The sequence below is a fragment of the Streptomyces bauhiniae genome (assembly GCF_004784475.1).
Lineage (GTDB): Bacteria > Actinomycetota > Actinomycetes > Streptomycetales > Streptomycetaceae > Streptomyces > Streptomyces seoulensis.
In genome coordinates, this window is the sequence record NZ_SRRT01000005.1 from 283388 (window position 1) to 310375 (window position 26988).

Here is a 26988-nt window from a genome sequence, read left to right on the forward strand (position 1 = left end):
AGTCGTCACCGCCCTGGGAGCTACCTCGTGCCGTACGCCTGGCCGATCTTCTGGGCCAGGTCGGTGACGTCGGTGGCGGCCTGCAGGTGCAGGCCGCCACCGAAGGTGACGCGGGCGGCGCCGAGGGAGCCGAGCCGGCTGGGCGAGGCGTTGCCGGGGCGGTACAGGGCGTTCAGCGGCTTGCTGACGCCGTTGGCCAGATCGGGGAGCAGCTCCTCGGGGGCCAGGATCGGGTAGACGACGTCCGCGTCGGCGTCGATGTACAGGCAGGCGCGCTTGACCGCCGTCTCCGCCGAGCGGTCGCCGAACAGGAACGTGTCGACCCGTGCGTTCAGCACCAGCCGGTCGCCGGCCGCGATGCTGACCTCGGAGAGCCATTCCGCGTGCTGTTCGGCGTCCTTGAGCCGTCCGACGATGGAGTCCTCCAGGTTGCAGCCGACCGCTCCGGCGGCGAGCAGCCGCTCGACGATCTCGGTGGGGGCGAGGCCGTAGCCGGCCTCGATGTCCGCGCCGCGAGGCCCTCGTCCGGGTCGGTGAAGCCCTGGGAGACCTGTCCCGGGCCGTGTCGCTCAGGGCCGGCCGCGCGCCGGCCGCGACCGTGCGGGTGTCCGAGTCGGCGTTTCCCGCACGTGGGATCGGTTTCGAGACCATCGACGGGCTGCCCGAGATCAACGACGCGATCGATGATCTGCTCGGCAGTGTCACGTTCGAGATCCTCACCGCCCAGCCCGACGGGCCACGCCCGAGCGCGGTGCTGGCCGAGGCGCTGAGCACGGTACGCGACCGCATCTCGGCCGGCGTCTCCATGCGGACGCTCTACTAGCACAGCACGCGATTCGACGAACCGACGAAGGAGTACGTCCGCGCGGTCACTGCGTACGGCGCTCAAGTACGTACGCTGGCGGAGTTCTTCGACCGGATGATCATCGTGGACCGGCGCGCCGCGTTGATTCCCGCGAATGCGGCGCGGACCTCGGCTGTGCTGATCACCCACCCGGCGATGGTGCACTTTCTCGCCGACATCTTTGAGCGCGCCTGGGACCGGGCCGAGTCGTATCCCTTTCTCCCGGTACGAGCGGCGGACGCGGCGCCCGAGGTCATTCCGGCGATCCGCGGATCGATTCAGAAACTGCTCATCGAAGGCAGGTCGGACAAGGAGATCGCCCGCAGGCTCGGCCTGAGCCTGCGCTCCCTTCAGGCGCACGTCGCCCGGCTCAAGGAGGAACACGGCGCCGAGCACCGGCTCCAGTTGGGCTACCTGATGGGCCTTCAGAGCAATGCCGCGGCCACCCGGGAGAGCGCTGCGGTCTCCCGGGGTAGCGGCACGGTCGCCCCGGAGAACGGCACGGTCGCCCCGGGGAGCGGCCCCGGCCCCTCCTGACCCGGTGGGAACACGGGTGCGGCCCGGCCGGCGCGCAGTGCCGGCCGGGCCGCGTCTCTGGCGACCGGGCGACGGCTCAGGCCGCCCCGTCGGCCGGCTCCAGCACCAGCTCCCCGAGGAACCACGCCTCCAGGAGCCGCAGCCGTGCCTCGCACTCCGCCCGGTCCGTGCCCGAGACCAGCGCGGTGAGCAGGAAGTCGGCAGAGAACGCTGCCTCCCCCATCGTCTGGCCCGGTCCGACGAACACCTGGTACTTCTCGACCCAGCAGAAGTCCGGCGGATCCTCCGCGATCCGCACCACCCGACCGGGACGTTTCATGAGCACGAGCTGTCCCACCATCCGCTGCGGTGTGCGCCGTTCCACGCCGAGCCACTCGGGCAGCGGCAGGCCGAGCTGCGCCCGCACCCATGCCTCGCTGGGGTCCACTCCGAACATCAGGCGGACGATGTCGCGGATCGCGGCGCCGCCGGTGCGGCAGGCGATCTCGCAGAGGACCAGTTCGTCGTCGGGAGTGTGGAAGATCTCCGCGTGGAAGGCGAAGTCCTCCGGCCCGCCGAGCGCCGCCAGGGCCCGGTCGGTGAACTCCAGCAGCCGGCCGGTCAGCGGATCGTCCGTGTCCAGGGTCAGGTCCAGCCGGCCGCCGGTGTCGGTGCGGTACGAGGACAGCGTGTACTGGTACTGCGAGGGCCAGGCGAACACCACCCGGCCGTCCACGACCAGCCCGTCCACATGGCACATCCGGCCCGGCACGAACGCCTCGGCGAGCAGGTTCAGCAGGTGCGGTCCGTACAGGTCGAGGCCGTCGGCCAGGTGCGCGTCCAGTTCCTCGCGGGACTCCAGGATGCGCAGGCCGACCGAGCCGGCGCTGTCCACCGGCTTGAGCACCAGCGGGAAGCCGTGCCGTTCGGCGAAGCCGATCAGCTCGGCGGCGCTCTCCACCTCCAGGCAGGGCGCCACCGCCAGACCCGCGGCCGAGACCCGGCGCTTCATCAGCGCCTTGTCCCGGTAGGGAAGCACGGTGTCCATCCGCTGCCCGGGCAGCCCGAGCACGTCGCGCAGTTCGGCCGCCCGCTCCAGGTCGCGCTCCTGGCAGGCGACGAGATGCGCGACCTCGTGCTCGCGCGCCCACTCCAGGGCGAGCGACTCCAGGTCGCCCCCGGTCTCGTACGCGTCCACGGCGGCGGTCCGCCGGTAGGCGCCGCCCTCGGGCGGCAACTGCTCCGACACCAGCGCCAGATGCTCGCGCGAGGCGATCAGCAGCAGATCGCCCTCGTAGTCCGACAGCCATTCGTGGTACGGGGTGCCCGCGAGCGAACCCCGGTGGTGCAGCACGAGGACGGCCATCTCAGATCACCTCCGGGAACCGCGCGCCGACGCCGGCCTGGGCCCGCACCAGTTCGCGGGCCGGGCGCGCCTCGGGGTCGTAGCGCAGCGCGTGCACCAGCCGCCTGCCGTCCGGGTTGCGGACGGTCTCCACCGTGTACGGGTGTCCGGGGTCGGCGGGCAGCACGCCGTCGAGCGGCAGTCCCTCCTCGCGCCGCACCTCGCCGGTGACCGCCGGTTCGACGGTCAGGCTCGGTACCTGCGCCGGGTCGACGGGCACCAGCCCGGCCGCCACCGCGGCGCGCAGCGTGGCCTCGTCGGACAGCTCGGCGATCACCGGCCGGTCCGGGCCGCGGCGCGGCCGGACCGCCAGCGGGTAGCCCCACCGGTGCGCCCACCAGTACAGGTCGGCGACCCGCCGTACCTCCGCCCGGGGGGTCGTGGCGATCCCGGCCCGGGTCAGCAGCGTGTGCGCCGCCACCGAGTCGGCGAGGGTCAGCGCGGCCTCCCGGGACTGACCGGGCAGGCCGAGCCGTTCGCGCAGGCCCGCCGCGCGCACCTGGTCCACCGGTGCGAGGGCGATCACCGCGCGGACCTGCGTGCGCGCGGCGGTGTCGAGCACGGCCAGTTCGGCGGCGGTGCCGCGGTCGTACCGGTCCACGACCGTCACGCGGGCGAAGCCCGGGTGGACGCCCGTCCGGCCGGTGATCAGGTGCAGTTCGTCCCCGGCGTCGGCGAGCCAGCCGGGGCACTCGGCCGTGTGCCGGCCGTCCGGGTCCAGGACGACGAGGGTCATCGCGTCTCGTCCTCGATCGCCACGGTCAGCACGGTGTCGAGCAGTTCCTCGCAGAGCGCGACGGCCGTGTCGGTGTCGGCGGCGGTGACGGCCAGCAGGCCGAGCCGGTCCCAGTTGTCCTGGATCGGCCGGATCACCGAACCGGTCCTGGCCGCCAGATCGAGGGCGAGCACCGACGGGTGGGCGCGCAACTCGTCCGCGCCGGTGATTGCGGTGACCCGGCCGGGCCGGCCGAGGATGCCGCGCACGCAGCCCGCCGCGATCGGCCTCGGGCGCTCGGTCATCGGCTCCACCAGGCCGAACGGCCAGGCGAGCGCGTAGCGGGTGAGGTCGACGCCGTACGCGGCTTCGACCAGGTCCGGGATGTGGTCGCCGCCCAGCCTGTTGTGGCCCTCGATGATCAGGGGGCCGCGCGAGCTGAGCCGCAGCTCGGTGTGGCTGGGGCCGTCGGTGACGCCGATCGCGTCGAGGAAGTCGCCGACGGCGGCGACGACACGTTCCTCGTCGGCCGGGCCGAGCCGAGCCGGCTGGGCATGTCCGAGCTCCACGAAGTGCCCGCCGTCGGTGAGCTTCTCGGTGATGGCAACCACGGTGTGCCGCCCGGCGAAGCTGAAGCCCTCGACGCTGTACTCGGGGCCGTCGATGTACTGCTCCATCAGGAACTCGGTGACCGCGTACATCGTGGAGCCGCGGTCCATGCCGGTGCGGCGGGCCTCGCCGACCCGCTCCCACACCTCGTCGACATCCTGCGGGCCGGTGACCCGGAACAGCGCGTAACCGGCGGTCAGGTCCACCGGCTTGGCCACGAACGGGTAGCCGTGGGCGGCGCCGAACGCGGCCAGGCTCTCCCGGTCGGTGAGGGGCTCCGCGGCGACCGTGGGGGCGCCGACGGCGGCGAGGTGACGGCGCATGGCGAGCTTGTCGCGGAGCAGCCGGGCCGGCTCGAAGCCGGTGCCGCCGAGGCCGAACAGGTCGTTGATCCGGCCGGCGGGTTCGAGTCCGGGTTCGGTGAGCGACAGTGCGGCGGAGAAGTTCCAGATCGTGTGGGCGGCCCGGGCGAGCGGCTCCAGCACCGACCAGTCGGTGTAGTCGGCGATCAGGGTGACGTCGGCGAGCGCGGCCTGCTCGGGCTGGAACTTCTCCTTGTGCTGGATCAGGATCACGTCCAGTCCCAGCTCCTTGGCAATGCGCACCGGTTCGGTCTGGTGCCCGATCAGGAGCAGGGTCCGCTCGGGGAGCATCGGGGCGGCGGGCGTGCTGTGCACGGCGTTCAGGACGGCGGAGCCGGTCTCCACCCGCAGCAGCGCCTTCGCCTCGGCGGCGAGGCGTTCGGCCTCCTGTGCGGTGCGGCCGGTCACGATCATATGGCCGTGCCGGGAGCCGGAGTGCCGGGTCTCGGGCAGTACGTCGCCCTCGGTGAAGGGGAAGCGGACGCCGTGCACGTGCGGGAGCGCGTCGATCTCCGCGAGGCCCTCCAGGCGGGTGATCCTGCCCGGCGGGAGCGTGAAGAACGAGATCGCCGCCGAACGCTCGGCCGGGGTGGGCTCGGCGGTGCCGCCGACCAGCAGGTCGAAGATCGCGCCCTCGATGTCGAAGCCGGTGGCGAGCCGGATCAGGGCGGGGATCCGGTCGCCGCCGAGCCGGGCCTGCGACTCCACCACGCGGGGGCCGTCGGCGGTGAGGATGACCTCGGTGTGCGCCGGGCCGAACCGGTATCCGGCCGCGTCGAGCACCGCGGTGACCAGGGCGCCGATCGCCTCGGCGTCGGTGTCCGGCAGCGGCGCGGGAAAGACGTGGCCGGTCTCCACGAACACCGGAGCGGGCGTCTTGCGCTTGGCCGTGATGCCGACCACCCGATGGCGGCCGTCGTGGGTGAGCGTCTCGACGCTGAACTCCGGTCCCCGCAGGTACTCCTCGACCAGCACCGGGCCCCGGTAGGCGTGGCCGGCCAGCTCCCGCCGCCAGGCGTCGAGGTCGTCGGGGCCGGTCACCAGCCGTACCGCGGCACTGCCCTGCAACCGGGTCGGTTTCAGTACAGCGGGCAGTTCGAAGCCGGCGAGGACGGCGCCGACCTCGTCGGGGGTGCCGGCGACGGCGGTGCGTACAGGGGACAGGCCGTGCTCGGCGAGCAGCTCGCGCAGCACCGCCTTGTCGTTGACCCGCCGGAGCGCCTCCGGCGGGTTGAGGGCGAGGCCGAGGGCCTGGGCCTCCTCGGCGACGGCCACCATGGTGGCCTCCTCCCCCAAGTGGAGCAGGCAGCCGACGTCATGGGCGAGGGCGGTCTCGCGGACCATGCGGCGCAGCGCGGCCTCGTCGGAGAAGTCCACCCACAGCATCTGTGTGGAGACCTTCTCCACGCCTTGCAGATACGAAGCAGGCTGGAGCGTCGGGTCCCAGATCGACCAGACCTCGAAGCCGAGGGCGACCGCCTTCTCGACGAACTGGGTGTACGGCTGCACCATCAGCAGCCGGTTGTTCGCGGGTGCCGCGTGCTCAGTCACGGACGGCCCTCCCTTTCGTGGCGGGTGCGGGGGTCATGCGTCGGCCTCGGCCTTCGGCTCCTCGGCGGTGGCGCGGGCGTCCTGGATCCTGAACAAACCCCGGTAGAGCTGGATCGCGGCCGCTCCGAAGGCCGCGTAGAGCAGGGCCATGACCCAGGAGTCGACGACCGAGCCGAGGATCACCGAGAGGGAGCCGACCATGTAGCCGAGCCGCACGTGCAGTCCGTAGGCGGCCATGTACTTGGTGCGGGAGTCGGCCGGCACGAGGGCGGCCACCAGGGTCTGGTTGACGGGCTGGTTCATCAGCTCCCCCAGCGTAACCACGACGGCCGCCGCGATCATCAGCCAGGCGTTGTCGCCGAGGGCCCACGCCATGTAGCCAGCGGTGAAGATCACCACTCCGGCCACCAGGCGCGCCCGTTCGTCGAGGCGCCCGAGCAGCTTGCCCACCCACAGGCCGCAGACCACGACGAGCAGGGTGTTGGTGGCCCGCAGGATGCCCAGGACGTTCACGCCGTCGACGGTCACCTGCCAGGAGCCCAGCGAGAGCAGCCGCTGCTCGGGGAAGTCGGAGCTGAGCCGGACCGCGAGGTAGGAGGAGATCTGGACCTCCACGGACCAGACCAGCAGGGCCGCCAGGACGAGCCGCAGGAACACCCGGTCCCGGGTCACGGCGAGATAGCCCAGCAGAGCCGGCCGTACTCCGCGGGGGTTCAGCGCGGCCTGGGGCGGCGCGGTCTCGGCCAGCGCCAGGAAGGTCACCAGGAAGATCCCGCCGGTGGCGAGCGCGGCCGCGGTCAGCAGGTGGACGAAGTAGCCCTCGTAGAAGAAGCCGCCGACCAGCGAGCCGAGCATGAAGGCCACGTTGATCACCCAGTAGTTGATCGTGTACACGGCGGTGCGGCTCTCCGGGGTGGAGACGTCGACGATCATCGCCTCGTTGGCGGGCAGCGCGATGCCCGCCATGCAGGCCGCGCACAGATAGAGCGCGTAGGTCGCCGGACCCGACTGCAGCAGCGGCGAGTTGACCAGGGCGAGGCCGATGTACGCGAGGAAGACGCCGGCCTCTCCGGCCATCAGCACCTTGCGGCGGCCGTACACGTCGGACAGATGTCCGCCGACGAGGTTGCAGCCCACCGTCGCGACCGCCACGACCAGGGTCATCAGGCCGGCGGTGGCCGCGTCGTACAGGCGCGAAAAGTGGATGACCATCAGCGGGACGAGCATGATGTCGAAGAACCGCTGGAAGAAGCCGACGCCGATGCGCAGCTTGAGGTTGCGGTGCAGTTCGCTGAATTTCACCGTTCCTCCTCCGCGGGCCACCAGCTCAGGTAGCGCTCGCCGCTGTCGGGGAGGATGGTGACGACGGTCGCCCCGGACAGATCGTGACGGCGCGTCAGTTCCCGGCAGGCGTGCGCGGCGGCGCCGGAGGATACACCGACCAGCAGGCCGCTGCCGGCGGCCAGGGCGCGGGTCGCGGCGGCGGCGTCCGCGTCGGAGACCATGACGACCTCGTCGATGCAGTCGACATCGGTGACGGGACTGAGGAAGCCGCCGTTCAGGCCGGGTATGCGGTGCGGGCCGGGCGGGCCGCCGGACAGTAGCGGGGAGCCTTCCGGCTCGACGGCGACGACGCGCAGCGCGGGGTTGCGCTCGCGCAGACAGTGGGCGATCCCGGTGAGCGTGCCGCCGGTGCCGACCCCGCAGACCAGCACGTCGACCCGCCCGCCGGTGTCGCGCCAGATCTCCGGCCCGGTGGTCTCGTAGTGGGCCCGGACGTTGGCCGGGTTCTCGTGCTGCCGGGCGTACCAGGAGCCGTCGATCTCGGCGTGCAGCTTCTCGGCGCGTTCGACGCAGCCGGCGAACCCCAGTACCGGGTCGGTGAACTCGACGTCGGCGCCGAGCATCCGCAGGGTCATGACCCGTTCCGCGGAGGCGTTGTGGGGAAGCACGATCACGCACGGGTGGCGGCGGGCGGCGGCCAGGGCGGCCAGCGCGATGCCGGTGTTGCCGGAGGTGGACTCGATGACGGTGGCCCCGGGCACCAGCTCGCCGGATGCCTCGGCGGCACGGACCATGTACAACGCGGGGCGATCCTTGACGCTGGACAGCGGGTTCGCCGCCTCCAGCTTCGCCAGTACGGTCACGTCCGGTGGGACGCCGTCCATGCGCAGGTGCAGCAGAGGGGTGTTGCCGACCAGGTCCTCGAAGGAGGCGGCCACCCCCGCGGGCAGTGGGTTGGTCATCGGATACCTCGCGGCTCGGTGGTGATGTTCAGGGTTTCCCGTACGTGCTTCAGCGCGTCCTCGCGTTCGGTCGGGGAGGGCGCGTCGACGAGGACATGGCCCATCCGCCGGGAGGACGACGTCAGCGGCAGGACGGTGTCGCCGGGCTTCTTGCGCAGCCGGACCCGGACGACCGACGGGTGGGCCAGGACCTCCTCGACGCCCGAGATCCCGGTGATCGTGCCGGGGGCCGCGGTCGGGAAGTGGGTGGCGGGCCAGGAGACCGGATCGGTGTGGATCAGCTTGTCCACGGGCATTCCGAGCGCCAGCCTGATCACGGCCTCGTACAAGTCGAAGCCGTAGGCGAGGCCGACCGCGTCGGGCAGGTAGTCGCCCGGGGTGCGCACGGCGATCTCCATCAGCGCCGGACCGCTCCGGCCTACCTTGAACTCCAAGTGCACCAGGCCGGTCCGCATGCCGATGGCGTTCAGCACGCCGTGGGTCAACGCACGGACCTGGGAGGCCAGTTCGTCGTCCTCGAAGCGATGGGCGCAGCGGTGGGTGAGCTCGACGAAGTACGGCGGCGGGGTGGTGTCCTTGGCGGTGACGTTCTCGAAGAGCACCTCGCTGTCGCGGACCAGCGCCTCCACACTGAACTCCGGTCCCTGGACGGCCTCTTCGACCAGGACCTTGCCCTCGCCCGAGCGGCGGGCGACGATCTCGGCGGCCTCCTCGGCAGTGCGGACCAGCTCGACGCCCTCGCTGCCGGCCCGGGTGAGGGGCTTGACCACCACGGGCAGCCGTTCCAGCATCCAGGACCGGGCCTCGGCCACGTCCGGCACGAGCAGGTGCTCGGGCTGCCGGACTCCGTGGGCGGCGAAGACGGCGCGCTGCAACGCCTTGTTGCGGGAGACCACCGCAGCGTGCAACGACGGTCCCTGCAGGCCCAGACGCTCCTGTGCCAGCGCGCCGGCCAGTACGTGCGGTTCGGCGAAGGAGACCACCCCGTCGGGCGCGCGGTCGGCGACGGCCCGGGCGACGGCCGCCGTCCAGTCCTCCTCCTCGTGACCGTCGACCCGGTGGAAGCGCTCGGCGAGGTCGACCGGCCGGTTCTCCCAGCCGGCCGCGGCCTCCACGGCGCGCACCCGCAGGCCGAGCCGGGCCGCCGCCTCCAGGTAGGGGCGGCCCATCGTGCCGACGCCGACCACCAACAGGTCCTTGGGGGCGCTCACGACGCCATCTCCTTCTCGACGGATGCCGGCGCGACGCCGCACAGCATGCGGGTGACGGGCGTGACCAGCAGCCCGGCGACGCCGAAGACCGCCCCGAGAGCGATCCAGCCGGCCGGGCCGGCTGCGAGGACCCCGCCGGTGATCAGCGCCGGGCCGACGATCCGCCGGCCGGTGTTGCCGAGGCTGAACACCGACAGATAGACGCCCTTGCGGTCCTCGGGGGCGAAGTCGTAGCTCAGCTCCCAGCTGCCGACGGCCTGCCACATCTCACCGAAGGTCAGCAGCACGCAGGCCGCCAGCAGGACCGCCCCGGCGACCGCCGCCGAGGACGGGGCTCCGGCCACGGCGAGCGCCAGGCAGCAGGCGGTCAGCGCCAGCCCGCCCAGGCGCAGGGCGCGTTCGGCCCCGCCCTCGCGGTCCACCAGCCGGGAGATCGACACCTGGAGCACGATCGACATGAGGGTGTTGATCAGGATCAGCACCGGCAGGAACCCGACCGGCACCTCGGTGGCCTGGAGCGCCCACAGCGACAGGCCGACCAACAAGATGGTGGTGTGCAGGTTGAGCACGCCGTTGAGCGCGGTCAGCAGCAGGTACCGCCAGTCCCGGAAGTCGCGCAGCGCGGCGAGCGGGTTGACCTTCTTCTGGACGGTGGCCGCGGTGACGGTGCGGACCCGGGATAGCATCGCGGCGGACAGCACGAACGCCGCGGCGGTGCCGAGCACGATGCCGCGGTAGGTCCAGACCCGGTCGGCGGCCAGCAACGGCGCGGCCAGCAGGGCGCCCAGCGAGAAGCCCACGGTGCGGACGATCGCCATGGTGCGGGTGCGGTCGGTCCCCTCGGTGGTGGCCGAGGCGACGGCCTGGGTCATCGGCTGGGTGGCGGCCTCCGCCGCCGCCAGGCAGCAGGACACCACGGTGAAGCTCACCATGCCCTCGGCGAAGGCCAGGGCGACGAACCCGCCGGCCCGCCACAACTGGAGCACCACCAGGGTGGGCCTGGCGCCGAACCGGTCGGCGAGCGCGCCGATGGGCACGGTGGTGAGGAAGCCGACGACGCCGGACACCGCGAGCCCCAGGCCGACCTGGGCGGCCGTCAGTCCGACGGAGCGGACGAAGAACACCGCCGAGCCGGCCAGGTACAGGCCGGTGCCAATGGCGTTGATCAGCGAGGTGACGGCGAAGGAGCGCCCGGCCGCGGTGGCCGGTATGTACTCCCTCGGGGAGGGCAGTTTCATCGCGCACCGCCCCCGGTGCGCACGTCGATCAGGGACAGGGCGTATTCCGCCCGGCGGCCCGCCTCGACGGCGTCCGCGCCGGTGGTGACGACGAGTCCGGCCCGCTCCCAGGAGCTGGTGACGGAGTGGACGGTGGCGCCGGGAGCGACCGAGAGGACCCCGGGCAGGTAGGAGTTGTCGCGGCTGACGTCGCCGTCGACGAAGGCGGCCTCGTCGATCACGTACGCGGGGTGGTCGGGGTCCTTGGCGGCGGCGAGGGCGTCCTCGCGCCGGTAGGAGGGGGTGATCAGCAGGATCTTCAGGCCGCGGCGGGCCAGTTCCGCCAGGTAGAGCGGCGCCCGGCAGACCACGAGGAACGACCCGGTGAGTATGAAGGCGTCCGGCCGCGGCCCGGGTGCCGTCTGTGTGTCCATCAGTCTGTGTGTCCGTCCGTTCGCACAGGGGTTCCGCGAGCCGGGCTAGCTGTAGTCGAGGCCGCCGGTGCGGGTGCGCTTCAGCTCGAACAGGTCGGGGTGGTTGGCGAGCACCCGGAAGCTGTCGAAGAGTTCGGCGGCCCTCTCCCCGCGCGGGATGGCGCGGAGCACCGGCCCGAACCAGGCCGTGCCGTCCACGTGGATCGTCGGCGTGCCGACGTACCCGCCGGCCTCGGGGTCATGGCCGGCGTCGTGGCTGGTCCGCACGGCCTCGTCGTACGCCGGGTCGTGGGCCGCGGCGGCCAGTTCGGCGGGCAGGCCCAGCTCGGCGAGGGATTCGGCGACGACTTCGTCGAAGTCCATCATCTTCTTCTCGTGGATGCGGATCCCGTATGCGGTGTACAGGTCCCGCAGCACCTCGGGGCCGTGCCGGTCGGCCGCCGCCGCGGCCACCCGGACCGGGCCGATGGACTTGTCGACCAGCGTGCGGTACCAGTCCGGGAGTTCGTTGCCCTCGTTGTGGAAGTAGAGGCTCATCACGTGGAAGCGCAGTTCGATCTCGCGCAGCGCCTCCACCTCCAGCATCCAGCGGGAGGTGATCCACGCGAAGGGGCACGCGGGGTCGAAGTAGAAGTCGACCTTCGCGGTCTGGGTGGTGCTGTCGCTCACGCGGTGTCTCCGGTGATGACGGCGGCGAAGGACTTGCCCTCCGCCGACTGACGGTACTCGGACAATGCAGCGTACTTCTGCCGGAGTTGACGCTTCAGCACCTTTCCGGTGACCCCGACCGGGAAGTCCTCCTCCGAGGCGGCGATCTCCAGGAAACCGAGCTCCGGGTGACCGGCGGCGCGCAGCGCCTCGTTGGCGAGGAGCAGCAGCTTCGCCGCGTCCGCGGACTCGGAGGTGACCACCGCGACCGGCACGACGGCGTCGCCGTCCCGGCCGGCCACCACCGCGACGTCCTCGACGTCGGGCACCTGGAGCAGCACGACCTCCTCCATGAAGACCGAGTAACCGGTCCCGCCGGGGGTGTGGATGGCGTCGGCCGCCCGGTCCACGAGGTAGAAGTCGCCGTTCTCGTCCCGGTACGCCATGTCGCCGGGCATCCAGTAGCCGGACAGCTTGAAGGAGTACGTGGTGGCCGAGTCGCCCCAGTAGCCGGGCGTCACCGCCGGGCCCCGGGCCGCCAGATAGCCGACCTCGCCGGTGTCGGCGATCGAGCCGTCGGGGCGCAGGATCGCCACGTCGGCGACGCCGACCGGCTTGCCGGCGCAGCGATCCTTCGGCTTGTTGTCCACGGTGTGGACCTGGAGGAGACAGCCCCAGCCCAGCTCGGTGGTGCCCAGGCGGTCGAAGAACGCCGACGGGGGAAGGGCGGCGCTGCGGTTCGACAGCACCTTGTCGATGTGCGCGCGGTGGACCGCGTCGCCGATCGACACCCACACCTGCACGGAGTCGAGCTGGCCCGGCTTCAGATCGGCGGAGGCCAGCTCGGCGTAGCCGTGCGCGAAGGACATCACCGAGGTCGGCCGGTACTTCTCCACGGCGGCGGCCAGTTCGTCGCCCTTGCGGTCGCTGAGCGCCACGATCGGCGTACCGCCGAGCACCGCGTACGTGGTGTAGGCGACGCATCCCAGGTGGGACTGGGGCAGCGCGGTCATCATCAGCGCGCCGGGCGTCTCGGTGTGGTCCACCAGACGGAACTTGGGACCGGCCACGATGGTGCTGTGGGTGTGGATGGTCGGCTTGGGGCGACCGGTGGTGCCGGAGGAGTGCAGGATGACGACCGGGTCGTCCGCGTGGTGCTTCCAGTAGTCGGCGTAGGCGAGCCGCTCGGCCGGCGGCGCGGGCACCTCTTCGGCCGTGCGGGTCCAGGCGATGCTGGGCAGGCGCGCGGTGTCGATCAGGGCGAGCCGCTCCCGGTCCGCGTACAGACCGACGGGGGCGGTCTGCTCCAGCAGCGACTGGGCGATCGGGCCGGTGGCGTTGCTGTTGATCAGCACGGCGACCGCGCCGATCTGCGCGATGGCGTAGTAGTGCACCGAGTACGCGAAGGAGTCCTCGAACCAGACTGCGACCCGGTCGCCCCGGGACACGCCCTGGGCCAGGTAGTACGCCGACCAGCTCTGCGCGAGCGCGTCGATGTCGTTCAGGCTGAGATCGTGGGTCTCCTCGCCCGAGGTGGTGGTGATCGCCCGGTAGGAGTGGACGAACGGCAGCTCGGGGTGGGGGTTGGCGGCGACGGCCGACCGCAGGAGGTTGCCACCGCCCACCGTGATGTCGGCGGCCAGCTCCTCACGCTGCGTCGGGTCGAGGACGGTCGCGGCGAACGTTGCCATGGGCTGCGTCTTCCTTGTCAGAGTGAGGTGAACATCCGCGCGCACAGGCCGCGGTAGTGCGGGGCGTGCTCGCCCATGTCGTCCCGGAGCCGGCCGAGGACGGTGGCGAACTCCGCCTCGGAGCCGTGCTCCACCAGGTCGACGAAGGCGCGCACGCCCTCGGCGAGTTCCTTGCGCACCGCTGGCGCCTCCGGGTTGGCGGCCTGGACGTCCCGGTAGACGGCGGGGGCGCCGGAGCTGATCCGGGCCAGCAGCGCGAGCCGTGCCTGGTGCGGAGGCGGGGCGATCTCGCGGATCCTCGCCAGGTCGGGGCCGAGCCGGGTCAGGGCGAGGCCGAAGCCGAGGACGGCCGCGTGGGTGAGTGCCTGGGAGACGCCGGCCAGCCGGTCGTGCTCGGCCGCGTCCATCGGCACCACTCGGGCGCCCCAGGTGCCGACCAGGTCCAGCAGACCCGCCACCTGGGGCCCGTCGTTGACCACGACGGCGGCCACCGGCCGGCCCTCGAAGCCGAGGTCCGGAGCGAACATCGGGTTCAGGCCGACCGCCTGTACGTCCGGGGCGTGGGCCCGGACGGCCGCGGTGACGGGCTGCTTGACGGACAGGGTGTCCACCAGCAGCGCGTCCGGTCGCAGCACGGCGGCCAGGCCGGGGACGGCCGCCAGCGCGACGGCGTCCGGCACCGCGAGCACCACCAGGTCGGCGTGACCGAGGTCGGCCTCCAGCCGGGCGCCGAGGGAGGTGATGTCTCCGCGCACGTAGTGGGTGCCCGCGGGCTCGGCGCCCGGTGCGACGGTGTCGGCCACCGCCACCCGGGCACCGCCGGCCAGCAGCCGTTCGGCGAACAGCCGGCCCACCGCGCCGGCGCCGCCGACCACGACACAGCGCCGGATCACGGCCGGCTCCCCGCGGGTTCCAGCGCGGTGGCAAGGACGGCGGAGACCACGGCACGCGACTTGACGGCCGTCTCCGTGTACTCCTCCTCCGGGTCCGACAGGGCGATGATCGCCCCGCCGACTCCGAAGCTGAGCCGGTCCTCGGTCGCCACCAGGGTGCGGATGACGATGTTCAGATCGGCCGCGCCGCTGAGCGAGAGCCAGCCGATCGAGCCGGAGTAGACGCCGCGGGCGCCTTCCTCCAGCCGGTCGATGATCTCCATCGTGCGCAGCTTGGGGGCACCCGTCATCGATCCGCCCGGGAACGCCGCCCGTACGCAGGACACCGCCGACTCGCCGGCCCGCAGCGTGCCACGGACGGTGGAGACCAACTGATGCACCGGCGCGTAGGTCTCGACGTGGAACAGGGCGGGCACGTGCACCGAGCCGACCTCGCAGACCACGTTCAGGTCGTTGCGGATCAGATCGACGATCATCAGGTTCTCGGCGCGGTCCTTCTCCTGGGAGAGCAGGTCCTCGCGCAGCGCCGCGTCCTCCGCCGGGGTGGCTCCGCGGGGGCGGGTGCCCTTGATCGGCTTGGACTCGGCGACCCGGTCGGCACCGATGGTGAGGAACCGTTCCGGCGAGGCGCTGAGCACCGCCACCCCGGGGAAGTCGAGCAGCGCGCCGTACGGCACGGGCGAGATCTTCCGCAGGTGGGAGTAGGTGCGTAACGGGTCGATCCTGGCTTTGAGTTCGACCGCGTTGGTCAGACACACCTCGTAGGTCTCGCCATTGCGGATCTCCTCCAGGCTCTCGGCGATCCGGTCCAGGTAGGCCCGCTTGTCGTGGCGCGGTCGGACGACCGGCCCGGCCTCCGGGTCGGTCATGCCGACACCGCGGAAGCCGGCCGCCTCGCCGCGCGGTGCGCCGTCGGCCCGGGGCAGCGCCAGGACGGCGGCCTCGGTCCGGTCGAGCCAGGCGACGGCCGCGGCGTGGTCCTCGCCCTCGGACAGGGCCAGCAGATAGGCGGCGCCCTCGGCGTGGTCGAGCGCGAGCATCCGGTCGGCGAACAGCACGGCGGCGTCCGGGGTCTCCGCCTTGTGCGCCGCCCGGGCGCCCGCCTCGGCCTTCAGCTCGTAGCCGAGATAGCCGACGTAGCCGAGGTTGAAGTCGAACGGCAGGCCGTCCGGCCGGGGGACGGAGCGGGCGCGCAGTTGCTCGTCGATATAGTCGAAGAAGCCCTGCTGGACGAGTTCGTCACCGTCGTCGGAGCGGCCGGGCCGGGTGATCCGGACGACGCCGTCCTCCACCCGGTAGGTCACGTACTCGGCGAACGGGCCGGAGCCGTCACCGAGGAAACTGAACCGGGACAGCCCGTCGATGACGCTGCTGCTGTCCAGCCAGAACGCGGTGTCGTGGTCGGCGAACAGCTCCCGGTACGCGGCCTCGGCCCGGGGTTCGGCGTCCACCCGGCGCACATGCACCGTGTAGCGCGGCTCGCCGCGCCGCGCGGCGTGGTGGGCCAGCGCCAGGTCGCGGAAGTTGGCGAGCAGTTCGCGGCCGTACTGGCTGCTGATGGATTCCGGGTGGAACTGGACGCCCCAGATGGGCCGGGTGCGGTGCCGCACCCCCATCACCACGCCGTCCTCGGTCCAGGCGACGGCTTCCAGTTCGTCGGGGAGCCGGCCGGCCGCGAGCGAGTGGTAGCGGACCACGTCGTACGGGCTGGGCAGGCCGGCGAAGATGTCGGTGCCGCTGTGGCGCACCGGGCACACACGGCCGTGCATCGGCTCCGGCGCGTGGACGACCTCGCCGCCGAAGAGGTAACAGATGCCCTGGTGGCCCAGGCAGACGCCGAGCACCGGCAGGCCGCTCTCCAGGATCGCGCGCCGGCTGATGCCGAAGTCCCGCTCGCGGTCGGGGCGGCCCGGCCCGGGGGAGATCACGATCGCGTCGAAGTCCTCGAAGCGCAGTGTAGAGAAGTCCGTGCCGTTCTTCACGACCACCGGCGGACGGCCGTTGGTCTCGCCGAGCAGTTGGTACAGGTTGTACGTGAAGGAGTCGTAGTTGTCGATCAGCAGGGTTCTCACGGTGCGGCTCCTATGACCACGTCCTCCACCCGGCAGGTCTCCTCGATGATCAGGTCGTAGAGTCGGCGCAGGAAGTCCTGGCTGATCCCGTGCTCGTCGCCGAACCGGGCGGCGCGCTCCTGGACGATCCTGATCCGGTGCGGCTGCATCATTCCGACGTCGTTCTCGCGCTTGTAGTGCGCGATTTCCACACAGGTGTCGATACGGGCCCGGAGTTCCTCGAGGAAACGCATGTCGATGCTGTCGAGCTTCGCCCGAAGAATTTCGAGTCCATCATCGGACGGACTATCCAGCACGGTTCTCCCCCTTTGTCAGGCACCTCTTCTCGAAAGCGCCGGAAAAGCCTCCGACAGCGCCCCGATGACAGTCCCGACTCTGCCGCCCACCCCTCGCCGATGCCATGTTCGCGATGGTTCGGATCGACGCAGTGCGCGAAATTCCGGGGTTCATGGCGGGCTTTAGTGGGACAAAACTCCTCCTCCACGGGTGGCCCGAGAGGCGTCACGGGGGCCATCGGGGCACAGAACCGGCCAGGAGGCGCCACCGCGGGCGGGCGCACACCGCAGCTTCTCGCCCCATTTGTAAAAATGCGTCCCGTAATGCCCGGGCGGGCAATCGGACACCTGGCACCCGGTCGCTTGCCAAAAAGAACCGGATGAACTCATAGTTTCGATTTGTTCGACGCATGTGAATTCATTCGAACGGGGGACGTCGTGGAAATCCTGACCGAGAACGGGCCGGTGGTTCCGCAGCGAGGAACGGACGGAGCACCAAGCCTTGTCGACCTGCTTTCGACGCAGGCCCGGATTCGCCCCGACGCCATCGCTGTGGAGTACCGGGACGAGAGCCTCACCTTCGCGGAACTCGTCGAGCGGGCCACGGCGCTGGCGGCAACGCTGCGCGGCCGCGGAGTGCGCCGCGACGACTGTGTCGGCGTCTTCCTCGAACCCTCCACCGCCCTGCCGGTCGCCGTCTGGGGCGTCCTGTTCGCCGACGCCGCCTACCTCCCCCTGTCGCCCGACTACCCGGACGAACGGATCCGGGCGATGGCCGAGGACTCCCGCGCCCCGGTGCTGCTCACCGAGGAGCCCCTCCGGGACCGGCTCGCCGCCCTCGCGCCGCCCGGCACGGACCTCCTCACCCCGGCCGACACGGCCGACGGCCCCCTGACACCGGCCGGCACGGCGACCGGCCTCCGCGCCACCGACGCCGGCGAGGTCGGCTTCCCCGCGCCGGGGGACCTCGCCTACGTCATCCACACCTCGGGCAGCACCGGCCGGCCCAAGGGCGTGATGGTCGAGCACCGCGCCATCGCGCACCAGATGCGCTGGCTGGCCCGGACGTACGGCCTGGGCCCGTCCACCACCGTCCTGCAGAAGACACCGATGAGCTTCGACGCCGCCCAGTGGGAGATCCTGGCGCCGTGCGTCGGCAGCCGGATCGTGCTGGCCGGCCCCGGCGCCTACCGCGACCCCGAAGCCCTGGTCGACACCGTCGTCCGGCACGGCGTGACTGTTCTCCAGTGCGTGCCGACCCTGCTCCAGGCGCTGCTGGACACCGAGCGGCTGCCCGCCTGCGAATCGCTGACCCGGGTGTTCTGCGGCGGGGAGGCACTGTCCCGGCGGCTCGCGCAGCGCTTCGCTGAGACCCTGCGCAAGTGCGAACTGGTCAACCTCTACGGGCCCAGCGAGTGCACCATCAACGCCTCGGCCTGCACCGTGGACCCGTCGCCGGTCGCCGGCGGCCCGCCCGGCGTCCCGATCGGCGTCCCCGTGGAGGGGCTGGCCTTCCACGTGCTGGACGAGCGGATGGAGCCGGTCGCCCCCGGCGCGACGGGCGAGCTGTACATCAGCGGCGTGCAGGTCGCCCGCGGCTATCTGCACCGCCCCGACCTGACCGCCGAACGCTTCCTGGACAACCCCTTCTCCGACGACCCCGCGCACGCCGTGCTGTACCGTACCGGCGACCTGGTCCACCGGGAGGACGGCACCTACCGGTTCGGCGGCCGCGTGGACCGGCAGGTGAAGCTGCGCGGCTACCGGGTCGAACTGGACGAGATACGGCTCGCCGTCGAGGCCCACGACTGGGTCAGGAACGCCGCCGTGCTGGTCAAGGACGATCCGGCGACCGGCTACCAGAACCTGGTGGCCTGCGTCGAACTCAGCCCGCGCGAGGCCGCCCTGATGGACCAGGGCAACCACGACCGGCACCACGTCACCAAGTCCGGCCGGTTCCAGGTGCGCGCCCAGCTCTCCGACGGCGGCTGTCGCGACATCGCCGATCTGGCCGGTCGCCGCCGCGTCGACCTCCCGGGCCGCACCCCCACCGCCGCACAGCGCCGGCGGGTGTTCGCCCGCAAGACCTACCGCTTCTACGAGGGCGGCGACACCCGCCAAAGCGACCTGCTCGCCCTGCTCGCCGCCCGCACCCCCGGCACCGCCCCGCGCCGGCCCGAGCATCTGACCGCGGCCGGACTCGGCGCCGTCCTGCGCTACTTCGGCCAATACACCAGCGACGGACGGCTGCTGCCCAAGTACGGGTACGCCTCCCCCGGCTCGCTGTACGCCACTCAGCTCTACCTGGAGACCACCGGCCCGGACGGCTGCGCCGGCCTGGCTCCCGGCCACTGGTACTACCACCCGGTGGAGCACCGGCTGTACCTGATCGAGGCCGGGGACGGACAGGCCGGCGGGCCTGGCATCCGGTTCCACTTCGCGGGCCGCAGGCGGGCGATCGAGCCGGTGTACCGCAACAACGTCCAGGAGGTACTGGAGATCGAGGCCGGACACATGGTCGGCCTGCTGGAAGAGGTGCTGCCCGCCCACGGTCTGGACGTCGCCGCCGCCCCGTACACGCCCGAGGCGATGCGCCGGCTGCACTGCGCCGAGGAGGACCACTACCTGGGGGCCTTCGACCTGGTGCCGTACCGCGCCGACCGCCCGGACGTCCCCCTGGACGTGTACGTGCAGATCCATCCCGGCCGCGTGCCCGGCATGACGGCCGGCCAGTACCGCTACACCGACGGAACGCTGGAGCGGATCGCGGACGAGCTGGTGCTCAAGCGGCATGTGATCGCCATCAACCAACAAGTCTACGAGCGCGCCGCGTTCGGCGTCACGCTGGTCAGCCCCGGGCCGGAGCACCCGCACTCCTACCTGGACCTGGGACGCCGGCTCCAGCGGCTCCAGATGAATGACGCCGGCTTCGGCTTCATGTCCTCCGGATACAGCTCCAGGACCGGCCACAACCTGCCTGCCGCCAGGCGCATGGAGGCCGTGCTGCGGTCCTGCGGCCGGCCCACGGGCCCGTCGTACTTCTTCGTCGGCGGCAAGGTCAGCCCCGGACAGCTCGCCCACCGGGGCATGCGCGAGGACAGCGTGCACATGCAGGGGCCGACCGAGATGATCAGGGCCGACCTGGTGGAGCTGCTGCCCGACTACATGGTGCCCAACCGCCTGGTGGTGATGGACCGGCTGCCGCTGACCGCCAACGGCAAGGTCGACCTGCGGGCACTGGAGACGGCGCCGGAGACGGACTTCACGGCCGCCGACCGGCCCTTCGTCGCGCCGCGGACCACCACCGAGCGGATCGTCCGCGAGCTGTGGCAGGCCGGGACGGGACAGCGGGACGCCTCCGTGCGGGACGACTTCTTCGAGTGCGGCGGCAACTCCCTCATCGCGGTCGGGCTGGTGCACCGCGTCAACCGCCGGTTCGGCTGCGCGCTGCCGATGCAGGTGCTGTTCGGGTCCCCGACCATCGAGGAGCTGGCCCGGCGGGTCGACGGGCTGCGGGGCGCCTCCGCCTCCCGGCTGGTGCCACTGGGCGCCGCCCGCTCCGGCCGGCCCGTCTACTGCTGGCCGGGCCTCGGCGGCTATCCGATGAACCTGCGCCCGCTGGCCCGCCGGCTCGACACCGGCCGGCCGTTCCTCGGCATCCAGGCCCACGGCGTCAACGCGGGCGAGGAGCCGTACGCCACCATCGCCGAGATGGCGGCACGGGACGTGCGGGCCATCACCGACGCCCAGCCGGACGGCCCGTACACACTGTGCGGCTACTCCTTCGGCGCGCGGGTTGCCTTCGAGACCGTCCACCTGCTGGAGCGCGACGGGCGCCGGGTCGACCGGCTGTTCCTGATCGCCCCCGGCTCACCGAAGCTCCGCACGGCGGGCGGCGGCCACGCCTCGTACACCGACCCCGCCTATCTGACCATCCTGTACTCGGTCTTCACGGGGACCGTCACCGGACCGGCGCTGGAGGCGTGTCTGCGAGCCACCACGGACGAGGAGAGCTTCGTCTCCCATCTGGCCGAGCACATCGACGGCCTGGACGGCGAGCTGGTCCGCCGGATCACCGCGGTGGTCCGGCGAACCTACGAGTTCCGCTACACCTTCGCGGAGCTGCGGTCCCGGCGGATCCAGGCACCGGTGACCGTCGTGAAGGCGGCGGACGACGACTACTCCTTCCTCGACGACAGCACCGGCTGGTCGGCCGCCGCGCCGGAGATCCACGAACTCGCCGTCGACCATTACGGCATCCTGCGCGAGCCCGGCGTCGACGAACTGGCCCGCCTGATCGGCGCCCGTCTCGCGCCCACGGACCTGCCCGCCGAAAACACCGGGCCGGCATCGGCCGCCCGGACCGTCTGACAACCATCCAGGGAGACCACCGTGCCGCACGTCAACATCAAGCACTTCCCCACTCCGGTCGGCGAGGAGCAGTCGGCCCGTCTGGTCGCCGCGATCACCGCGGCGCTGACGGAGAACCTCGGCTGCACCGAGGACGCCGTGTCCATCGCCCTGGAGCCCGTCGACCCGTCCGAGTGGACCGAGCGCGTCTACCGCCCGGAAGTGGTGGAGCGGCGCGAACTGCTCCACAAGCTGCCGAACTACTGAACCGGTCCCTGAGACAGGAGAGGCCCCGCGCGGCCGGAGCGATCCGGCGGCGCGGGGCCTCTGCCTGCGGGCGGCGACCGTGGTCAGAGCCGCTTGCGGAACACCCCGGCGGCCACCAGGAAGGCGTCGTTACCATGCGCCTCGCTGATCGAGACGCGTACGCCCTCGCCTGCGAACGGGCGGACCACCACACCGGCCTCGGCGCAGGCCGCGGCGAAGTCGAAACTGTGGTCACCGAGCGGCAGCCAGACGAAGTCGGCCTCGGAGTCGGCGACCGTCCAGCCCTGCGCGCGCAGCGAGGCGGTCACCCGCGCCCGCTCACCGACCAGCGACTCCACCCGCTTCAGCAGGGCGTCCTCGACGCGCAGCGAGGCGATGGCGGCGTCCCGGGCGAGCTGGCTGACGCCGAACGGGACGGCCGTCTTGCGCAGCGCGGCGGCGACCGGCTCGTGCGCGATCGCGAAGCCGACCTCGGCGGGACGCCGAAGTGCCGCGCGAGTTCCGCGGTGAGCGCGCCGACGCCCATGTCGGGGTAGCGGTTGAAGGCGCCCGCCGCGGCGACCGCGGTCTCCAGGACGCCGGGCAGCGGCGGGCAGGGGTTCTCGTTGGCGGACAGGACGAAGGAGTCGTCATAGTCCGGCTTTCCGGGGCGGTGGGCGGAGAGGGCGTCCAGATCCGGCCGGGGACGGGGGCCGTGCTGACGTTCGGTCACAGGGTTGTTGCCTTCCTCGGAGGGGCGGTGCGGGAGGCCGGTGAGCCGCTCACTCGGGTGCCGAGGGGCCCGGGGCGTGGACCGTCGGCGGCGTCCGGCTGCCCGCCGAGGGCACGGTCGACGAGCAGCCCTGCCGCCCCGGTGTAGCCGTCGGGGTCCAGCAGGCCGGCGAGTTCGCCGTCGGCGAAGGCGTCCTTCAGCTCGGGCAGTTCGGTGAGGATCTCGGCCAGGGGCCGGCCGTCGCGGTCGGCCAGGACAGAGGCCAGGGTGAGGCACCGGCGGGCGGTCGCCTTGCCGGTCCGGGGCGTGAGGACGGCGGTGATCCGCTCGGTGACGATCTGCCCGCCCGTCAGATCCAGGTTGGCGCGCATCCACTCCGGCCGTACGGTCAGCCCCTCGGCCAGCTCCACCGTGGTGTGGGCGGCGCCGCCCGCCAGCCGCAGGCACTCGCACAGCAGGAGCCACTCCGCGTGCCAGGCGCCCCCGGACCGCTCGTCCTCCGTGGTCAGACACTGGGTCAGGCCGGCCGCCAGGACGGGGACTTGCAGCGCGGCGGAGCGGATCAGTGTCGCGAGCACCGGGTTGCGCTTGTGCGGCATGGCGGACGAGGCCCCGCGGCCGGCCGGAGCGGGCTCGCAGACCTCTCCCACCTCGGTCCGGGCCAGGACCTGCACGTCCACGGCGAGCTTCCCGGGGGACGCCGCGGTGTGGGACAGCGCGGCGGCCAGGTCGGCGACCGGGGTGCGCAGCACGTGCCACGGCAGGACGGGCCGGGCCAGCCCCGTCTCCTCCGCCTAGGCCGCGGTCAGCCGGTCCAGGTAGTCGCCGAGCCCGTCGTCGGGGACGCCGCCGTCGACCTTCGCGTACTCCAGGTATCCGGCGAGCGTGCCGGCGGCGCCGCCGAGCGCCACCGGCAGCCCGTGGGTCAGGACCCGCTTCAGCCACTCGGCGGACGCCAGCACCAGGTGGTGCCAGCCCGCCGCCTTGAGGCCGAAGGCGGTGGGCACGGCGTGCAGGGTCAGTGTGCGGCCGGCCATCGGGGTGTCGCGGTGCTCGCGGGCGAGGCCGGCCAGCGCGTCGGCCGTGCGGCGCAGGTCGGCGAGGATCAGCCGCAGCGCCTGGGCGGCGACCAGCATGGCCCCCGTGTCCAGGATGTCCTGGCTGGTGGAGCCGCGGCGGTCGGATCGTCGGCGGCGACGACGGCCGTGAACGCCTGGACCAGGCCGACCACCGGATTGGCGGTCTCCCTGGCGGCCTGGGCCAGGGTCCGGGCGTCCAGCCGCTCGGCACGCGCGGCGGAGCTGATCGCTGCGGCGGCGGACGCGGGCAGCGTACCCAGCCGGGCCTGGGCCCTGGCCAGGGCCGCCTCGGCGTCGAGCATCGCCTGGAGCCACGCCCGGTCCCCGGTGGCCGCCTCAACGGGGGTGCCGACCCGCACCGGGGAGAGCAGCCCGGCGTCGATGTCCTGGTCGATGTCCCGGTCGTCGACGGCGTGGGTGTCGATGGTGTGGTCGTTCATGCCACGGCTTCCCCGGCGTCGCTGCGAGCGTCGGTGGGGGCGTGGGTGCGGGCCTCGTCCGCCAGCAGGGTCAGCACGGCGGCGGCGATCGCGTCGGAGTCCTCGACGGTGACCGAGCCGACGCCCGGCCGGATGCCGGCCGCGGTGACCCAGTGCACCGATTCGGTCGGCACACCGTGCACGAACCGGCGCGGATGGGCACGGCCCTCGGCGTCGACCGGATGATGCGGCCGGCCGGACACGGCGACGGCACCGGTCTCGTACTCGCTGCCGCACTCACCGAGGATCCGGTACGGCACGTACTGGCCGGTCGTCAGCAGGTGCCGCATCAGCCGGTCGTCGGTACGGCGCAGGTCCGGCTCGGGCAGCCGGGCCTCGATCAGCGCGCCGGCCCGGTGCCGCCGCCCCGGCGTCCGGCGGGAACTCACCTCGAAGGCGGCGCCGCCGTCCGTGACCGCCTCGACGACCATGCCGGGGCCGACGATCTCGACCGTGCCGGCCTCCACCAGCGCGATCAGCTCCTCGATCCTGGAGGTGGGCGGTCCGATCGACAGGAAGGCGTTGAGCGGGGTGTACCAGTGTTCCAGTTCGTTCCGGTGGGAGTTCCCTTCCAGACCGCCGTGGTCGACGGCGAGCCGGATCTCGTTGCGCAGGTCCCGCAGCACGTCGAGAGCGGCCTTGAGCGGCCCACTGACATTGCCCCGGCGGGCCTCTACGACGTCCTGCCGCAGATACGCCAGCAGCCAGGCGCGGAAGTCCTCCGCCGTGGCGAACTCCTCCTCCCGGTACGGCTCGGCGATCCGGTCCCAGTCCCAGCGCTCGGCGGCAGAAACCCCCACGGCGTCGAGCAGCCGGGCCTTGTCCGCCGCCGAGTCGGCGACGCGCAGGAAGCGGTCGGTGAACGCCGCCAGTTCGGCCGCCTCGACCCCGTCGACCAAGAGCGCCGCGTAGTACACGCTCTCCACCTCGGCGGTGATGAGGGGCCACAGATGGGTGCTGAACCGGATCCACTCGCCGTCGGCCGCGAGCGCACGCAGTTCGTCCGTCTTCTCCACCGTCAGCAGCCGCGGCCGGTACCGTCCGTAGGCGCCCTTCTCGTTCTCGCCGCGGGCGTGGTACGGAACGCCGCGCCGGGATCCGGCGATGATGCGCGGCTCCCGCCCGGACGGGCGGTAGACCAGCCGGCCGTCCACCCGCTCGAACGAGCCGCCCCGCCCGGCGGTCAACAGGGCCATGTGGTCGAAGAAGTTGAGCCCGAGACCGCGCAGTACGACGCTCTCGCCCGGCTCGATCCGGGAGTGGTCCGTGTCGGCCGGGTTCGCCGGGTCGAGATACACCAGGCCGTGTTCGGCGGCGAAGGCACCGAGCCGCTGCTCCAGGGCGGTGGCCTGCACCGGGACGTGGCCCTGCGCCAGCACCACCGCGTTCAGGCCCGACAGTCGCGTGCCGTCGGCGAGCAGCAGGGTCTGGCGTCCGCCGTGCACACCGGACTCGTCGTCCAGCGCGACGGCGTACGCCCGGTGGACGCGGATCTCCAGGTGCTCCGGAGCCTGCGCGACCAGCGTCCGGAACACCCGGCCCAGGTAGTGCCCGTAGAACGCGCGGGTGGGGTAGGTGTCCGGGCCGAGGCGACGGGCCTCCGCGAGGGCCTCCCCGGGAACGGGGACCGTGCCGGACGCCACGTCCCGGGCCCACTCGTAGAGGCTCGGCCCGTCCTCGACCGGTCCCACCAGGTTCACGCTGGAGTCGGCGAACACGGTGACCTGGGAGGCCACGGTGTTCATCAGCAGTTCTCGGGACTGGTCGGTGCGCCACACCCGGCCGGGTCCCGGCGGATACGGGTCGACGACGTGGACCGTGATGCGGCCGGCGGACGGGGACTTCCGCTCCTGGGCGATCAGACGCTCCAGAACCGAGAGCCCACGGGGGCCGGCCCCGACGATGGCCATGGACGACGTACTGCTCTTCACGAGTGTTCTCCGCTCGACGGTGGAGGGGACGAGGGAAGCGGAAGGGGGAAACCGGCGCTGCGGCCCGGGCCGGGGTGCACGGGGGCACGGAGCGGCGGACGAGGCCGCGGACGACGCCGGAACACCGGCGGACCGGGGAAAGGCCGAGGGAACCCGCGGCCGAAGAAGGCCGGGGGCACGGCCGCCATGGCACGGGCCGACACCCTCAGGGGCCAGACCCCGGGTGCGGGAACGCGCCCGTTCGGCGGGCGGAGGAGGGCGGACGCCGGGGCGCCCGGACCCGTCCGGACTTAGCGGAGAGGGCTGGGGATGAGGTCCTGGATCACGTCCGCACGGACGGAACACTCTTCCGCGCCACGTGCCGAAGCCCTCAGCGTGGCAGCGTCGGCCGCTGCGGCGACATCGCGCAGACCGCGGCCGGACTCCCGGAGCGCCATCGGTTTCCCCCGTGGAAAGGACTGTTGTCACGGCCGTTCGCGGAACGCCGCTCTGACATGACAGCAACTATGTGAAGGCCGCCCCGCCGCGGACAAGGCAGTTAATCCCTCGGATACGCGCACTACCGGCAAGCGAGGGATGTAAAGCAGGACGGATGGGCACCGAAGGGGGAAGTCCGCCGCCCGGTCGATGTCACCGCCGGGGAAAAGGGGGGTGCCTCTATGTCCTGCGTCAGGCACCGCTGTCGGTTTTGGGGTGATTCGGTCTTGCTGAGGTCATGCGGCGAGCCCGACGTCCGCGGGCGTGCGGGATTTGTAGAAGCTGCCGTCGCGGAGCATGGCGAACGGGGTGCTGATGCATTGGCGGGCGAGGCGGAGGAGGGCCCGGGTGTGGGTCTTGCCGCGGGCTCGTTGCTTGTCGTAGCAGGTGCGGGAGGCGGTGTCGGCGTTCATGCAGGCGAAGGCGGAGTGGAACATGGCACATTTGAGCTGGCGGTTTCCGCCTCGGGGTGCGTGTTCGCCATGGATTGAGGTCCCGGACGATTTCGTGGTCGGTGCGAGGCCGGCGTAGGAGGCGAGGTGGGCGGCGGTGGGGAAGCTGGTGCCGTCGCCGACGGTGACCAGCAGGACGGCGGCGGTCCTGACGCCGACGCCGGGCATCGACGTCAGGGCCAGGGAAAGAGGGTGAGCCTCCAGCAGGGCGTTGATCTGGGCTTCCATCGCCCGGCGTTGGGTGTGGGAGGCGGCCAGGGAAGGGACGACGGCGTCGAGGGTGCCGGTGCCGGGGACGACGACGGTCTGTTCGTCGAGCGCGTCGAAGATGTCGTCGATCAGCCGGGTGGCCATGCGCGAGGCCTTGGGCAGGATCAGCTCGAGGAGTCTGCGGCCGGCCTTTCGCAGGGCGGCCGGGGAGCCGTAGCGCGCCGACCGCCAGGTCACGGCCTGGTGGTCCAGACGCGGACCCAGGACGCGCTCCAGCGAGGGGTGGAACTGGGTGAGCAGGCCGCGTATCCGGTTGGAGGTCCCGGAGAGCGGCGTCCAGCG

At 72.2% G+C, this 26988-nt stretch carries 19 protein-coding genes and 3 pseudogenes; 4 read left to right on the top strand and 18 right to left on the bottom strand.

Annotated features, from left to right (window positions below; genetic code table 11):
• Window positions 1-20 precede the first annotated feature (20 nt).
• The gene (locus E5083_RS18170; protein ID WP_135786749.1) at window positions 21-503 is read right to left on the bottom strand and encodes an isocitrate lyase/phosphoenolpyruvate mutase family protein; all 483 of its coding nucleotides are present in this window, start codon (window positions 501-503) and stop codon (window positions 21-23) included.
• 59 nt (window positions 504-562) lie between these two features.
• Between E5083_RS18170 and E5083_RS18175 the strand changes: the two genes are divergently transcribed.
• Both E5083_RS18175 and E5083_RS18180 read left to right on the top strand, forming a co-directional pair.
• On the top strand, window positions 563-823 hold the full coding sequence (locus E5083_RS18175) for a hypothetical protein (protein ID WP_135786750.1): 261 nt from the start codon (window positions 563-565) through the stop codon (window positions 821-823).
• A 96-nt stretch (window positions 824-919) separates the two neighbouring features.
• A complete protein-coding gene (locus E5083_RS18180) occupies window positions 920-1381 on the top strand; it encodes a helix-turn-helix domain-containing protein (protein ID WP_135786751.1) in 462 nt (153 codons plus the stop codon).
• Between the two features lie 76 nt (window positions 1382-1457).
• On the opposite strand, the gene E5083_RS18185 is transcribed toward E5083_RS18180, so the two are convergent.
• From E5083_RS18185 to E5083_RS18245, 13 genes are read right to left on the bottom strand one after another with little or no spacing between them, the layout of a single operon-like run.
• On the bottom strand, window positions 1458-2726 hold the full coding sequence (locus tag E5083_RS18185) for an ATP-grasp domain-containing protein (protein ID WP_135786752.1): 1269 nt from the start codon (window positions 2724-2726) through the stop codon (window positions 1458-1460).
• 1 nt (window position 2727) lies between these two features.
• Window positions 2728-3501 carry an ATP-grasp domain-containing protein gene (locus E5083_RS32035; RefSeq protein ID WP_135786753.1) on the bottom strand — a complete coding sequence of 258 codons (774 nt, stop codon included), beginning with the start codon at window positions 3499-3501 and terminating at the stop codon, window positions 2728-2730.
• Complete coding sequence (locus tag E5083_RS18195; protein ID WP_135786754.1) at window positions 3498-6002, bottom strand: ATP-grasp domain-containing protein; 2505 nt, start codon at window positions 6000-6002, stop codon at window positions 3498-3500. The genes E5083_RS32035 and E5083_RS18195 overlap by 4 nt, the downstream gene beginning before the upstream one ends.
• Window positions 6003-6035: 33 nt before the next feature.
• A complete protein-coding gene (locus tag E5083_RS18200; protein WP_135786755.1) occupies window positions 6036-7304 on the bottom strand; it encodes an MFS transporter in 1269 nt (422 codons plus the stop codon).
• Window positions 7301-8248: a PLP-dependent cysteine synthase family protein gene (locus E5083_RS18205; RefSeq protein WP_135786756.1), complete on the bottom strand. Its 948-nt coding sequence runs from the start codon at window positions 8246-8248 to the stop codon at window positions 7301-7303. Before E5083_RS18205 ends, E5083_RS18200 begins: the two co-directional genes overlap by 4 nt.
• Window positions 8245-9459, bottom strand: a complete 1215-nt coding sequence (locus tag E5083_RS18210; RefSeq protein ID WP_244317548.1) for an ATP-grasp domain-containing protein — start codon at window positions 9457-9459, stop codon at window positions 8245-8247. The genes E5083_RS18205 and E5083_RS18210 overlap by 4 nt, the downstream gene beginning before the upstream one ends.
• Window positions 9456-10697, bottom strand: coding sequence for an MFS transporter (locus tag E5083_RS18215; protein WP_135786757.1), 1242 nt, complete (start codon window positions 10695-10697; stop codon window positions 9456-9458). Before E5083_RS18215 ends, E5083_RS18210 begins: the two co-directional genes overlap by 4 nt.
• Complete coding sequence (locus tag E5083_RS18220; RefSeq protein WP_135786758.1) at window positions 10694-11110, bottom strand: hypothetical protein; 417 nt, start codon at window positions 11108-11110, stop codon at window positions 10694-10696. Before E5083_RS18220 ends, E5083_RS18215 begins: the two co-directional genes overlap by 4 nt.
• 45 nt (window positions 11111-11155) lie before the next feature.
• A complete protein-coding gene (locus E5083_RS18225) occupies window positions 11156-11779 on the bottom strand; it encodes a mycothiol-dependent nitroreductase Rv2466c family protein (protein ID WP_135786759.1) in 624 nt (207 codons plus the stop codon).
• Window positions 11776-13449: a class I adenylate-forming enzyme family protein gene (locus tag E5083_RS18230; RefSeq protein WP_135786760.1), complete on the bottom strand. Its 1674-nt coding sequence runs from the start codon at window positions 13447-13449 to the stop codon at window positions 11776-11778. The genes E5083_RS18225 and E5083_RS18230 overlap by 4 nt, the downstream gene beginning before the upstream one ends.
• A gap of 17 nt (window positions 13450-13466) precedes the next feature.
• On the bottom strand, window positions 13467-14342 hold the full coding sequence (locus E5083_RS18235) for a prephenate dehydrogenase/arogenate dehydrogenase family protein (RefSeq protein WP_135786761.1): 876 nt from the start codon (window positions 14340-14342) through the stop codon (window positions 13467-13469).
• The gene (pabB, locus tag E5083_RS18240; RefSeq protein ID WP_135786762.1) at window positions 14339-16414 is read right to left on the bottom strand and encodes an aminodeoxychorismate synthase component I; all 2076 of its coding nucleotides are present in this window, start codon (window positions 16412-16414) and stop codon (window positions 14339-14341) included. The genes E5083_RS18235 and pabB overlap by 4 nt, the downstream gene beginning before the upstream one ends.
• Window positions 16411-16710, bottom strand: a complete 300-nt coding sequence (locus E5083_RS18245) for a chorismate mutase family protein (protein WP_279632491.1) — start codon at window positions 16708-16710, stop codon at window positions 16411-16413. Before E5083_RS18245 ends, pabB begins: the two co-directional genes overlap by 4 nt.
• A 417-nt stretch (window positions 16711-17127) precedes the next feature.
• On the opposite strand from E5083_RS18245, the gene E5083_RS18250 reads away from it, so the two are divergent.
• Entirely contained in the window at window positions 17128-21060 is a 3933-nt protein-coding gene (locus E5083_RS18250) for a non-ribosomal peptide synthetase family protein (RefSeq protein ID WP_244317549.1), read from the top strand.
• Window positions 21061-21081: 21 nt separating this feature from the next.
• Window positions 21082-21306 (top strand): tautomerase family protein, encoded by a 225-nt coding sequence (locus E5083_RS31740; RefSeq protein ID WP_030784393.1) that lies wholly within the window; start codon window positions 21082-21084, stop codon window positions 21304-21306.
• An 83-nt stretch (window positions 21307-21389) separates the two neighbouring features.
• Here the strand turns inward: E5083_RS31740 and E5083_RS32315 are convergent.
• The 4 genes and pseudogenes from E5083_RS32315 to E5083_RS18275 form a co-directional block, all read right to left on the bottom strand.
• Window positions 21390-21776, bottom strand: a pseudogene (locus E5083_RS32315) (aminotransferase class I/II-fold pyridoxal phosphate-dependent enzyme); the annotation flags it as partial.
• A 238-nt stretch (window positions 21777-22014) separates the two neighbouring features.
• A pseudogene (locus tag E5083_RS18265) lies at window positions 22015-23537 on the bottom strand (nitrosuccinate lyase).
• Complete coding sequence (locus tag E5083_RS18270; protein ID WP_381269637.1) at window positions 23534-25507, bottom strand: FAD/NAD(P)-binding protein; 1974 nt, start codon at window positions 25505-25507, stop codon at window positions 23534-23536. The pseudogene E5083_RS18265 and the gene E5083_RS18270 overlap by 4 nt, the downstream one beginning before the upstream one ends.
• A gap of 713 nt (window positions 25508-26220) precedes the next feature.
• A pseudogene (locus tag E5083_RS18275) lies at window positions 26221-26967 on the bottom strand (transposase); the annotation flags it as partial.
• Window positions 26968-26988 lie beyond the last annotated feature (21 nt).